Annotated in this window: 11 protein-coding genes; 4 read left to right on the forward strand and 7 right to left on the reverse strand. The window is 69.5% G+C overall.

The window, feature by feature from the left end:
- Positions 1 to 331: 331 nt before the first annotated feature.
- Positions 332 to 1,366: a LacI family DNA-binding transcriptional regulator gene (locus QF037_RS03170; RefSeq protein ID WP_307021558.1), complete on the reverse strand. Its 1,035-nt coding sequence runs from the start codon at positions 1,364 to 1,366 to the stop codon at positions 332 to 334.
- Positions 1,367 to 1,547: 181 nt separating this feature from the next.
- On the opposite strand from QF037_RS03170, the gene QF037_RS03175 reads away from it, so the two are divergent.
- From QF037_RS03175 to QF037_RS03190, 4 genes are all read left to right on the forward strand, one after another.
- The gene (locus tag QF037_RS03175) at positions 1,548 to 2,330 is read left to right on the forward strand and encodes a TIM barrel protein (protein WP_307021560.1); all 783 of its coding nucleotides are present in this window, start codon (positions 1,548 to 1,550) and stop codon (positions 2,328 to 2,330) included.
- Between the two features lie 120 nt (positions 2,331 to 2,450).
- On the forward strand, positions 2,451 to 3,470 hold the full coding sequence (locus QF037_RS03180) for a sugar ABC transporter substrate-binding protein (protein ID WP_307021561.1): 1,020 nt from the start codon (positions 2,451 to 2,453) through the stop codon (positions 3,468 to 3,470).
- A gap of 94 nt (positions 3,471 to 3,564) precedes the next feature.
- A complete protein-coding gene (locus QF037_RS03185; RefSeq protein WP_307021562.1) occupies positions 3,565 to 4,584 on the forward strand; it encodes a Gfo/Idh/MocA family protein in 1,020 nt (339 codons plus the stop codon).
- Positions 4,585 to 4,944: 360 nt separating this feature from the next.
- Positions 4,945 to 5,907, forward strand: coding sequence for a sugar phosphate isomerase/epimerase family protein (locus QF037_RS03190; protein WP_307021564.1), 963 nt, complete (start codon positions 4,945 to 4,947; stop codon positions 5,905 to 5,907).
- A gap of 113 nt (positions 5,908 to 6,020) precedes the next feature.
- Here QF037_RS03190 and QF037_RS03195 read toward each other — a convergent pair whose 3' ends face one another.
- The 6 genes from QF037_RS03195 to QF037_RS03220 form a co-directional block, all read right to left on the reverse strand.
- Positions 6,021 to 6,377: a transposase gene (locus QF037_RS03195; protein WP_373463656.1), complete on the reverse strand. Its 357-nt coding sequence runs from the start codon at positions 6,375 to 6,377 to the stop codon at positions 6,021 to 6,023.
- A gap of 298 nt (positions 6,378 to 6,675) precedes the next feature.
- Positions 6,676 to 7,962: a DUF3533 domain-containing protein gene (locus QF037_RS03200; RefSeq protein WP_307021566.1), complete on the reverse strand. Its 1,287-nt coding sequence runs from the start codon at positions 7,960 to 7,962 to the stop codon at positions 6,676 to 6,678.
- A gap of 69 nt (positions 7,963 to 8,031) precedes the next feature.
- On the reverse strand, positions 8,032 to 8,847 hold the full coding sequence (locus QF037_RS03205; protein WP_307021568.1) for an SGNH/GDSL hydrolase family protein: 816 nt from the start codon (positions 8,845 to 8,847) through the stop codon (positions 8,032 to 8,034).
- Between the two features lie 163 nt (positions 8,848 to 9,010).
- The gene (locus tag QF037_RS03210) at positions 9,011 to 10,585 is read right to left on the reverse strand and encodes a CocE/NonD family hydrolase (protein WP_307021570.1); all 1,575 of its coding nucleotides are present in this window, start codon (positions 10,583 to 10,585) and stop codon (positions 9,011 to 9,013) included.
- Between the two features lie 206 nt (positions 10,586 to 10,791).
- Complete coding sequence (locus QF037_RS03215) at positions 10,792 to 11,670, reverse strand: alpha/beta fold hydrolase (RefSeq protein ID WP_307021572.1); 879 nt, start codon at positions 11,668 to 11,670, stop codon at positions 10,792 to 10,794.
- 471 nt (positions 11,671 to 12,141) lie between these two features.
- Positions 12,142 to 12,711, reverse strand: coding sequence for a TetR/AcrR family transcriptional regulator (locus tag QF037_RS03220; protein WP_307021574.1), 570 nt, complete (start codon positions 12,709 to 12,711; stop codon positions 12,142 to 12,144).
- Between the last annotated feature and the right edge of the window lie 72 nt (positions 12,712 to 12,783).

A 12,783-nucleotide genomic window follows, 5' to 3' on the forward strand; every position in this document is an offset into this window, starting at 1 on the left:
GGCGAGGCCAAGGAAGACGAGGAGGTGGCTGCCTTTTCGTTCGTACCGAGTGGTGAGGCGGCGGAGCCGAACAGCCAGGAGACCGCTCGATCTCCCAGCGGTGCCGCCAGAGCTGTTCGGAGGACTCGAGCGATCCGGGCGACGTGCCGCGTTCCCGCAGCCAGGAAAGGATGTCGGCGGAGTGGTAAATCCGCGTTCGTCCGCTTGCCTGCCTCCTGGGCTCGCGCGTCCGCCTGGATGCAGGCGAGTCCCTCGACGGACAGCCGCGGGTCGTCCTTCGGGGCCGCCGTGAAACTTCGACCAGATCGGGCCGGGACCGGAGCAGCGCGGGTCAGGAGCGGCAAGGTGCCCTGGTGGTGCTTCGTATGACGAGGTGTGGTGTGACGACGACTTCTCGTTCGTCGTCCGCCGCCCCACCCTCCAGCCGGGCGACGGCCCGGCTCACAGCCTGGCGCGCCTGCTGGCGCGCTTCTTGCCCGACCGTGGTGAGTTGGACATGGGCGAGGCGGGCGAGGTGGCTGTCGTCGAATCCGACGACCGAGATCTCGTCGGGCACAGGGATACGGGCGCGCAGGAAGGTGTCGAGGACGCCGATGGCGCAGTGGTCGTTGAAGGCGAGGACGGCGGTGGGGCGGGCCGCCTCGGCGAGGAGTGTTCGTGCGGCTGCCGCGCCATGGTCCTCGGTCAGCCCGCCCGGCACGAGGCGGACGCGGTCGGTGAGGCCGTGGTGCTGCATGGCCGACTTGTAGCCGCGGCGCCGGTCGGCCGCGCCCGGCGCCCTGCCCCCGTCGATGTGGGCGATGTCGCGGTGGCCCAGTGCCACGAGGTGGTCGACCGCCTGGCGGGCGCCCTCGTCGTCGGCCGCGCGGACGACGTCGACGCCGTCGGGTAGCGGACGCAGCCGGCGGGCCACGGAGACGACGGGAAGCTGCGCCGCGAGTTCTGCCAGCCGGGCCGCCGGGGCATGGGGGCTGAGCAGGATCAGCGCCTCGCAGCGGTCGGCGAGCAGCATCTCCACCGCCTCCTGTTCGCTGCGGCTCGCAGCGACGGCGCTGAGCGCGATCTGGTAGCCGGCCGCCCCCGCCGCGGCGTAGAGCGCCTCAACCATGTCGGCGTGGAAGGGCTGTCGCAGGTCGAACTGCACTCCCACCAGGTGTGAGCGGCTGCTGCGCAGGAGGCGGGCCCTGCTGTCCGGCCGGTAGCCGATCTCCTGCGCGGCCCGCAGCACCCGCTCGCGACTTGCCGCGCTGGGCCCCTTTGCACCGCGCATGACCATGGAGGCAAGCGGCACGGAGACACCTGCCCGCGCCGCGAGGTCGCTGAGCGTCGGCCGCTTTCCGTCCGGGACGGCAGAGCGCGATGGCACCGTCGGCCTTCCTGATCGAGGGGCTTCTTCGAGGTGATCGTAGACCGGGCCAAGCAGGACACACACTGATCAGCGTTGTTACAACGTTATAAATCAAATGTCCGCACAAAGTCTTGACAGTCCGCCCGGCGCCTGGCGTACTGCTCCTGTTCTCTTAGAACGTTATAAGTCTGGAGCTGCGATGTACACGTTGGCGGTCTGTGCCGAGATGGTCTACCGCGACCTGCCGATCGAGGAGCGGGCCCGGCGCATCCACGAGGCCGGCTTCCAAGTGGAGATCTGGGACTGGACCCGGCACGACCTGAGCGCACTGGCCCAGACCCCCGCCGAGTTCTCCTCGATGACCGGCTACATCCGCGGCACCCTGACCGACCCGGACGGCGCAGCCGAACTCCTGCGCACAGCCGAGGAGTCGATCAAGGCCGCCGAGCATCTCGGCTGCCCCCGGCTCAACCTGCACGGCACCGGTCTGGACAGCGAGGGCCTGCCCGTGGTGCCGGTGACCGGCGAGGCCACCGGCGACATGTGGATCACCGCCCACCGCACGCTCACCCGCCTGGCCGAACTGGGTGAGAGCGCGGGCGTCACCTTCACCTTGGAGAACCTCAACACCGCCGTCGACCACCCCGGCGTCCCGTTCGCGCGGGCCGCCGACACCTACGCCCTGGTCGCGGCAGTGGATCGGCCCGGTCTGCGGATGAATCTGGACCTGTACCACGCCCAGATCGGCGAGGGAAACCTCATCGAACTGATCCGCCGCGCGCACGGCGCCGGCCTGATCGGAGAGATCCAGGTCGCCGACGTGCCCGGCCGCTGCGAACCCGGCACCGGAGAGATCAACTATCCGGCCGTCGCCCGCGCCCTCACCGACCTCGGCTACGACGGCACGGTCGCCCTGGAGGCATGGCCATCCGGCGACAGTCACACCGCCATGGAGCGGTTCCGCGCCGCGTTCACCCTCTGATCCCACCCCGAGTCACACAGCAGGCCACCCAATGGCTCCCCGCCCGACCCGCAACGGGATGTGTTTGCGTCCCGCCGGTGGATCACCCTTTCCCGCAAGTCAGCACAGTGAGGTGCCGAAATGAACCGCTCGCTTTCCTCCCGCTCCCGCAGATTCACCGTCTTGGTGGCCGTGGCCGCCAGTACAGTCCTGGCACTCGCCGGCTGCTCCAGCAGCTCGGGTGGCAAGAAGTCGGAGGAGAGCGCCGGTGGCGTCTCCGCAGGCAAGGCCAACACGCCCCGCATGACCATCGCGATGATCACGCACGCCGTCCCCGGTGACACGTTCTGGGACACCATCCGCAAGGGCGCCCAGGCCGCGGCCGCCAAGGACAACGTCAAGCTGATCTACTCCTCCGACCCGAACGGAGGCAACCAGGCCAACCTGGTGCAGAACGCGATCGACCAGAAGGTCGACGGCATCGCCGTCACCCTCGCCAAGCCCGATGCCATGAAGGGCACCGTGGCCAAGGCAGTACAGGCCGGTATACCCGTGGTCGGCTTCAACTCCGGTGTGGACGACTGGCAGAAGCAGGGCCTGCTCCAGTACTTCGGCCAGGACGAGACCGTCGCAGGCGAGGCGGTCGGCAAGAAGCTGAGTTCCCTCGGCGCCAAGAACGTCGCCTGTGTCATTCAGGAACAGGGCCAGGTCGCCCTCGAGGCACGCTGCGCGGGCGTCAAGAAGGGCTTCTCGGGCACGACGGAAAACCTGTTCGTCAACGGCGCCGACACGCCGTCCGTGCAGTCGACCATCACCGCCAAGCTCAAGCAGGACCCCTCCATCGACTACGTCGTCACTCTCGCCGCCCCGATCGCGCTGACCGCCACGCAGGCGGTGTCCGACGGCGACAGCAAGGCCAAGGTCGCCACCTTCGACCTCAACAAGGAACTCGTGAAGGCGATCCAGAACGGCAGCATCCAGTTCGCCGTCGACCAGCAGCCCTACCTGCAGGGCTACCTGGCGGTCGACTCCCTCTGGCTCTACAAGAACAACGGCAACTACAGCGGCGGTGGCGTGGCACCCGTGCTGACCGGCCCGGCCTTCGTCGACAAGTCCAATGTCGCCGCCGTCGCCACGTTCGCCGCCAAGGGAACACGGTGACGCGTACGACCCGGGTCACGGCCGGACCCATGTGGGTTCGGCCGGCCCACTACTGACCGTCACCGCCGCCCCCCACCCCCAGGCAAGGAACCAGATGACCTACCGCACCTCCCTTGGAGTCGCCGTGATCGGCGCCGGCCGCATGGGAGCCGACCACGTACGCCGGATCAGCGAGGTGACCAGCGGCGCCCATGTGACCGCCGTCGTCGACGTCGACATCGATCGCGCCAAGACGGTCGCCGCCGACGTCGAAGGATGCGCGGCCTACGGCGACGTCGCCGAAGCGATGGCCTCACCCGACGTTGACGCGGTGCTGCTCGCCTCCCCGGGCGTCGCCCACGAGGCGGCACTGCTCACCGCGTTCGAGCACGACCTGCCCGTCCTGTGCGAGAAGCCCCTCACCCCCGACGCCGCCTCCGCCCTGCGCGTGCTGGAGGCCGAGCAGCGGCTCGGGCACCGCCGGGTGCAGGTGGGCTTCATGCGCCGTTACGACCACGAGTACATCAAGCTCAAAGCGTTGCTGGACAGTGGGGAACTGGGCCGGCCGCTGATGCTGCACAACCGGCACCGCAACCCGTCCTGCCCGCCGGACTTCACCAGCGCCATGCTCATCAACGACTCCGTGACCCACGAGATGGACATCACCCGCTGGCTGCTCGGCCAGGAGATCACGTCTGTCACGGTGCTGCGGCCGCGGCCCTCCGGCAACGCGCCCGAAGGGCTGGCCGATCCGCAGTTCGTCGTCTTCGAAACCGACGGCGGCGCCCTGGTCGACGTCGAGATCTACGTCAACGCCCGCTACGGCTACCAGGTCCAGGCCGAGGCGGTGTGCGAGCACGGCATCGCCCGCATCGGCGACCGGCACGACATGCTCGTCAGCACCGGCGGACGCTGGGGCGGCACGGTCACCCCCGGCTTCGTCGAGCGGTTCGAGGAAGCGTACGACCGCGAGGTCCAGGCATGGATCGACGCCACCCGGCGCGGCGAGGTCACCGGCCCCAGCGCCTGGGACGGCTACGCCGTGGCCGCGGTCTGCGAGGCGGGCATCCGCGCCCAGACCGAGGGCCGCCGCGTCGAGGTGGAACTCGCCGACCGCCCAGCCCTCTACATCTGACCCCCACCGCCGGCACACCGAACCAGCTGGGAACGGCCGCTCCCCACCCGACCACACCCCGGACGGGACGCATCTTGACTTCCTCCTGCTCGTGAACGAGGGGATTCCTACGGCTCGCGCCGTGGGGTTTTCTGCTTCATCGCCGACTGCCCATCACTCGGATGGAGCGGTACTTGAACGCCCGCTTCACAGGGTGCACGGCCACGCCCACAAACCAGCCAGACCCGCAGGTGGGGATCAAACGTGCCGGTCAGGACACTGTGATCCGCCCTGACGGCGCATCCCACCTCTATGCCCTGCTCCGCAGGAGTTTCGCTTCCTCCCCCGGGTGAAGCCGGGGGTATCCACGAAAGGATTCCGATGAAGATCGGTCTGAACACCGACAGCGTCGGGCACCTCACGCTCGACGAGACCCTGGACCTGGCCGGCGAACTCGGCCTGGACCACGTGGAGTTCGCCACCGGCGCCTGGTCCACCGCCCCGCACATCGACATCGACCGGCTTCTCGACAGCGACGGCGCGCGCCGTGAACTGCTGGCCAAGGTCGCCGACCGAGGGCTCACGATCAGCGCCCTCACCTGCTCAGGCAACCCTCTGCACCCCGGGCCCAGCGGCCGCGAGCACGACCAGGTCGCGCGCAGGACGATCGCTCTCGCCCCGCTCCTCGGCGTCGACCGCGTGGTGATGATGTCCGGGCTGCCGGGCGGGCCGGGCGACGCCAACCCCAACTGGATCACGGTCTCCTGGCCGCCGGAGACGACACAGATCCTCGAGTGGCAATGGACCGAGGTCGTACTCCCGTACTGGCGAGACCTCGTCGCCCACTCCCGTGACCGGGGCGTACCCAAGCTCGCTCTGGAGATGCATGCCCACCAGGCGGTCTACAACGTCCCCACCCTCCTGCGCCTGCGTGAGGAGGTCGGGCCCGTGGTCGGTGCCAACTTCGACCCCAGTCACCTGATGTGGATGGGTGCCGACCCGCTGGCCGCCATCGAGGCCCTGGGTGAGGCGATCTACCACGTGCACGCCAAGGACACCCGGCTGGAACCCTCCCGCCAGGCCCTGACCAGCAGGCTGGAGACCCTCCCGGTCATGGCCGCCAAGGAACGCTCCTGGAACTACGTCACCCTCGGCTACGGCCACGACGACGCGTTCTGGCGTGCTTTCTGCCTCGCCCTGCGCCGAGCCGGCTACGACGACGTCCTGAGCATCGAGCACGAGGACGTTCTTGTTGCCCCCGTCGAGGGCGTCACCAAAACCGTCGACCTCCTACGTCGCGTCGCCCTGCGCGAACCCAGCTCCTACAAGCCCCAGGAGATCTGAGCCCGGTTCCACCGGCTTGATTCCCGGTTGATCGTTTCGGGCATGGGGTGGCCGCTGGTCTGCCCAGCTCTTCCACTTTGTCCACAGGTCTCGGGCCCTTTCGGGCAGGTCGCTCAGGGAGCGTCAGAGAGCGGCGGTGCATGCACCGTGCTGAACAGCTGGGTGAAGTCCTCGCTCCAGGGCCAGCGTTCGGGCAGGTGCAGGGTGAGGCGGCAGGCGGAGCCGGCCAGGCGGGCGGGCACGTTGATCAGGCGGTCACGGATGGTGGCGGTGGTCGCCCTGGCATGCAACACGGAGGCCAGGGCGCCGGCGGCGCGGGTCAGGTTGTGTGACAGGGCCGCCAGGGCGAGCCACGCGGCATTGGCCTGGAAATGACCGGACGGCGCGTGGGCGAAGCCGCTGTTCTTGACATCGGCGACCACCTGCTCGACGACATCGTGCCGGCGGTGATCACGCTCGGCATCCCTCAAGGCGAGCGGGGAGTCGGTGAACGCTGCGTGGTAGCGCCAGGCGTCGAAGAGCGTGCCCTTCGGCCAGCCGCGCCACCGGCTCCAGCCCGCCGTACGCGATCAGGTCGCAGGTCGCAAGGCACTTCTTTGTTTCTGGAAGAACCATCCACCGGCATCAAGCCGGTGGATCCGGGCTGAGTGGACGTCAAGTCCGATCGGCGTTGCCCCGCGCCCATGACCACCGCGTCGAAGTCCGTCGCCGTGGTCACTGTTCGGCGGCCTCTCGGGCGACCAGCTCCACCCCTCACCGGTCGTCGGACTATGCCCGGCCGAGGAGCGGCTGCGGTTCCTCGTCGGCGGGAATGCGATGGAGTCCCTTGCGGTCGTAGAACCGGGTCACGCCGAAGCCGAAGAGGCCGGCGACCGCGAGTCCCACACCCAGCATCACCCAGCCCCGGGTCAGACCCGCGTCGGCCTGGGCGTCGTAGTAGAGGATGGAGCGGACGGCGCCCGTGATCTGGCGCAGGGGCTCGAACTCGCCGAGGGCGCGGTAGAAACCGGGGAGCGCTTGGAGGGGGACCGTGGCGCCGGACGTCGGTACCGCCATGGCGATGTAGAAGATCGTGATGAACAGCATCCCCGGCGTGCCGAACACAGCGAGCAGTCCGAGCCCGCCGATGCCTACAACCGCGATCGTGCACACGGAGAAGAGCCACAGCAGGGGCAGGTGAGAGGCGTCCATGCCCATGATGCCCACCGCACCGGCCAGGGCCAGGCTGCCCATGAGCAGGGACAGACCGATCATGAGCGTGCTGCTGATGGCCAGGGTCTGGACGCGAGTCGCGCGCAGCAGCGGGTTGTGGACCCGCAGCGGGCCCATGTCGCTGTGGGTGTAGCCGAGGGCGTGGTCCACCTGGCCGCTGATGACGTTGGCGGCGAGCATGCCGCAGACGACGAGGACGAGGGAGTAGTAGAAGGCACTCAGACCGAGGCCGCTGTGCGAGTCGAGTGGATGCCCGTCCTCGATCTGCACCACGGCCGGGTCGGCCAGCAGCAGGCGCGCGGCAGCGGGCAGTTGGTCCTGCGCGGCCTCGGCCTGAGCGGTCAGCTGTTCACCCACCTGCGCGGAGGCCGACTGCGCGGCCTGCCGCGCCATGCTGGACCCCACGCTGCCGGCGGACTGGTTGGTCAGCACGGTGAGTGTCGGGCGGACGGGCTTGCCGGCCGCCCCGGGGCCGGTGAGGGCGGCGACAGTGGCGGTGAAGTCGCGGGGCACGACGAGCGCGCCGAACAGCTTGCCCTTGCCCAGTTCCTCCCTCATCTCCTCCTCGTCCATCACCTTCCAGTCGATCCTGTCTCCGCCCTGGGACGACTTCTTGATCGACTGGGTGATCTGTGCGCCGAGGTCGGTCTGCTTGCCACCGACCTTCGCCCCCTCATCGGCGCTGACCAGGCCGACGGGCAGCTTGTGCAGGTGACCGGCAGGGTCGATGTTGGCGCCGACGTAGAACACCGTGAACAGCAGTGCCACGAAGCCCACGATCACACCGTTGACGGTCCACAGACGCTTCGCGCGCAGGACGCGGAAGGGGTGGGCATTACTCATTTCCAGCTCCGGAACGAGGAAGAGAGAAGTGCAGCAGGAGGAGCCGCCGGCGTCGTCGCGGGCGGATCCTCATACGGCTGAGGAGGTGTCCCCGGCGGACGCAGCCACCGGAAGCAGCGCCGGCCGCTTGGCCTGGCGGCCGTCGCCGGAGGAGCGGCCACGCAGGCGGCGGCCGAGCCAAGGGCCGAGGAAGGTGCCGGCCCAGCGCACTTCGGCGCCCACGGTCCTCCAGACAGAGATGTCCGTCCCCTCGGCCGGAAGGGGAAGGGTCCACTTGTCGTCGCTGCCCGGCAGACCGAGCGCCTGGGCCACGGCAGCCGCGATGCGCGCGTGCCCCAGCGGGCCGGCGTGCAGCCGGTCAGCACTCCACAACCGCGGATCGGTCGCCGCCGCGTGCGCGGCCGTCTCCGCCACCACCACACCGTGGCGGTCGGCGGCCTCCCGGATGCGTGCGTTGAGTGCGAGAACACGGTGACCGATCGGGCGGGCCAACGGCGTGATACGGCCGACATCGGGAAACATGAGGGTCGCGACGGTGGCGCCCTGCGCCGTGAGGGCGGCGAACATCGCCTCAACATGGTCGGCCACCTCGTCGAGGTCGCAGCCCGGGCGCAACACGTCGTTGACCCCAGCCACCACGGTGGCGAGGTCGGGCCGCATCGCGAGAGCCGGAGCCAGCTGCTCGGCGCGCACCTGACCGGCCTTACGGCCGCGCACCGCGAGGTTGGCGTAGCGCAGGCCGGGGCTGTGGCGTGGTCGCCGACCGTGACCTGACGCGGCACGCCGGACGTCCCCGGAGCAGGCGGGCCGCTCGTACCCCCTTGGCCAGGCCCCCGGTGCCGTACTCGCCCAGATGGCCGCCACCTCCGTATCCGGCCGCGGCATCGCAGGCCGATCGGGCAGAACGTGGTCGGTCTGCTGACCGAGGACTGGTGGAGGTCATCGCCTCCGCCGCAGGATGCCTGCCCCCTTCGACCGAGCCGACATGGCTGCTTCGGCGCCCTTGCCCGCCGGAGCAACGGATCGGCCGGCTCTCCCCTCGCTCCGGTCAGGCCGGAGGCACCACGGGCAGGACGATGCGGGACGGTCGGGCGGGGTCGTGGAAGACCTGCTGGCGGGCGGTTCGGACCGTGGTCGCGCTCTCTTCGGGTTCGCCGGTGTTGAGGTTGCGGTCCCAGCGGGGGAAGTTGCTGGAGGTGACCTGGAGGCGTATGCGGTGCCCTGCCCGGAAGACGATGCTGGTCGACCACAGGTCCACGTTGTGCTCGGCGGGCTCGCCCGGTGTCGCTTCCCGTACCCTCACGATGCCGTCGGTCACATTGCGCGAGACGCCGTTCTCGTCGACGTCGCACAGGCGGGCCACCCAGTCGGTCGAGGGGCCGTCGGTGGCGGCGAAGAGCACCGCCCGGACCCGGCCGGTCACTTCCAGGTCCTCGGCGAGTGGTTCGCTGGTGAAGACCAGGACGTCCTCGCGCGCTTCCACGGCAGCCTGGTCCAGCGGTCCGGGACGGAAGTCCTCGGTCATCAGGAGCGCGCCGCCGGTGGTGGGCACCGGGTCCATCGGGTCGTAGGTGAACTGATCGGCCTGCTCGGCGACGGACGGCGGCTCGGGGGTCAGTCGTCCGTCGGCGCGCAGGTGGAAGTCGGTGTCCACGGCCCGCGACAGGGGCCATTCCGTCTCCTCGCGCCACTGGTTGGTCCCCATCACGAACAGCAACACCGTGCCCGTGTCCGGCTCCAGCGCCGCCCCCTCGCCGAGCGTGCGCGCGAACCAGTCGAACTGCAGGTCGTGCACGCGTCCCCGCATGCCCATGAACTCGGAGTGCGCAGCGAATCCGAAGTTGACGTCACCGACCACGTGCTGCCAGTTGGTGTGGGTCCACGGGCCCATGATCAACGTGGCGGACCGGCCGGCGCGGCGCATGGCGATGAAGTTGTCGAGCGTGCCCTGGGTGAAGATGTCGTACCAGCCGCCGAGTTGGAAGGTGGGCAGGTCGACCTCGTCGTGGCGGCCCGCGACGGTACAGGACCGCGCCCACTCGGGCTCCCGCCGGGAACGCTCGTAGCCCAGCTCGGGCAGATCGTGCCGGGCGAACGCGGGAAACCGCCCGGCGGGCAGTTCCCCGTAACCGCCGCACGCCAGACCGTCCAGATCCCGTACGAGTCCGGTGACGCCGCTCACGAGTCCGTCGAGGTCGGTGCGGTGACGGCGCATCAGGGTGTCGGCGCCGTGCATCAGCGTCCAGGGCGCGGTGATGCCGAGCTCGATCGCACCGCCGCGCGTCCACAGACCGTCATCCGGGTCCGACCAGGTGATCATCGGGGCGATGGCCTTCAGCTCCGGCGGCTTCGACAGTGCCGCCATCCACTGGGTGTTGCCGAAGTAGCTGCCGCCGATCATGCCGACGGAACCGTTCGAGCCGGGCAGCGCGGCGGCCCACCGCACGGTGTCGTAGCCGTCGCTCCCCTCGTACGTCCACGGCTCCCACTCGCCCTCGGAGGCGAACCGACCCCGGGTGTCCTGGATGACCACCATGAAGCCACGCCTGGCCGCGGCCAGCGGATCGAGTACGACGCCCATCATCGGGGTCTGCTTGCCATACGGCAGCCGGGCCAGCAACACGGGCCACGGCCCCGTATCTCCGGGCCGCTAGACATCCGCGCGCAGCACGGTGCCGTCACGCATCTCCGCCGGAACATCGAACTCGATCCGTATCTCCGCCACGCGCTGCTCCTTTGCATGCCACGGCGCTGTCAGACACATGGTCGAGCGTGGTCCCCGTCCCGCACTACACCCGAACGGGGGTGACTACAGCGCTTTCGGGGCGGTCACGCCACCGCGTTCAGCAGGTCGGCCAGAAGGTCGGGCCGTTCCAAGGCGATGAAGTGGCCTGCTCCCGGCACCTGCGTGAAGTCGGCGGCCGGCAGCAGCTCCTTGTCGGCTTGCCGGTCCGAGGGCCGCGACCAGTCCTTCTCGCCGTAGACGAGGTGGACGGGTGCCTTGACCTCGGGGTAGCGCGAGCGGGCGGCGATGAGGCTGGGCATGCTCTGGTACACGGCCCGGGCGACGGTCGAGTAGCCGGGGCGGCTGCCCACCTGGAGGAGTTCATCGAGGTAGTCCTCCCGCAGCGCGGTCTTGTCGACCAGCCCGCCCCGCAGGATCCTGCGGACGACGGGCTTGGGCTCCACCCCGGCGACCACCGCGCCTACCCCCGGAGTGAGGACACCGCTGACCACCACACGGGCGAGCAGACTGGAGCGGGCGATCCCGCCGGGGAAGTCGTACGCGTTCACCGCGACGACGCGCCGGACCCGCTCGGGCAGGTCGGCCGCGGTGGTCAGGGCGAGCACCGCCCCCATGGACTCGCCGACCAGGGTCACGTCGTGGAGGTCGAGTTCGGTCAGGAGCCGCTTGACGCCCGCACGCATGGCCGGCTCGTCGTACGACGCACCGGGCACGATCTCGGAGTAGCCCATCCCCGGCAGATCGAGGGCATACACGGTGTACTGGTCCGCGATCAGCGGGATGAGGGAGCGGAAGTGCTCGGCCTGAGTGCGGACGGTGTGCAGCAGGACCACGGGAGCGCCGGTGCCCGCTCTGAGGTAGCGCAGGGTCCCCTCGTCGCTGCGGTGTCCTGCGCGCGGGGCGATGGTGTGGCTGGTGGTTCCCGGGATGTGAATCGTGGGACGTGACTCTGTGCTCGGCATCTCGCTGGCTTCCCTTTGTGTGACCTGAACTGCTGCAGACGGTGGTTCGGACAGGGCCCGCCCGAAGGAGACGTGGCCACGGACCAGCCCTTGGATTCATTGAGAAACCGACCGGTTTCCAACATCGTAAACCGATCGGTTTCCGAGCGCAAGGCTGAGGTTGCCATCCGCAGCGACAGGGTCAGCGCACAGGAGACACGCGAGCATGTCATCCGCACAGCGGTCGCCGATTCCACACTCAAGGGCCACTACGCCACACCCAAACGCTCCAGCAGCAGGGGATGAGCCCCGGGAAGCCGCGCACCTGCCGCTGGGCGCTGACGTCGACGAGCCGACGGCCTTCCTGGCGCGCGGCACGCCCGTCAACACCCTTACGGCCACCCGCCCCCCTCGATCGCGGGGCATCAGAGACGGGAGCCATCGACCTGGGGAGGCCACACGGTCACGGCGCCTGCCCGAAAAGGGGATGCGTCAGTGCATGCCTGCCGCATCGAGCAGGGTGGTCACGGTGGGCGTGACGAGCCCGGTCAGCTTGTCGGCTCCGATCCCCGCGCGGGCGCTGGCGCCGTCGAAGACCAGGCTGAGCTGCCGGGCCAGCAGGTCGGGATGGCGTGCCCCGCCCCGTTCGGCCTCGGAACGGAAGAAGGCGGCCAGATTCTCCTTGACCCGGTGGGCCACCTGGCTTGCCGGGTGGCTCTGGTCCTTGAGCTCGATCTGGGCAGCCAGGTACCGGCAGCCTTGGAAGTCGGGCGCACCCGCCTGCTCCTCCAACTGGTCGAAGACATGCAGGATCCGCTCGCGGGGTGAACGGCCGTCGTCCGCCCGGGGCAGGAACCCGGCCGCGAAGGCAGAGGCGCGCTCCCCCAGGCTCGCCGCCAGCAGTTCGTCCTTGCTCTCGAACAGCTGGTACAGGGAACGCTTCGACACCCCCGCCGCCTTGCACAGCGCCTCGACGCCGATGCCGACGCCGTCTCGGTAGGTGAGCGTGGCCGCTGCCTCCAGCAGCCGCTCTCTGGTACTTGGCTTCACTACGGTGGTCATACCGCGAGGTTAACTCGATATGGACAAAACGAAAACCGATCGGTTTACGACGCTTCGCCGGGCGCTCTCGCG

Origin of the sequence: Streptomyces canus, from assembly GCF_030815415.1 — a bacterium.
Lineage (GTDB): Bacteria > Actinomycetota > Actinomycetes > Streptomycetales > Streptomycetaceae > Streptomyces > Streptomyces canus_F.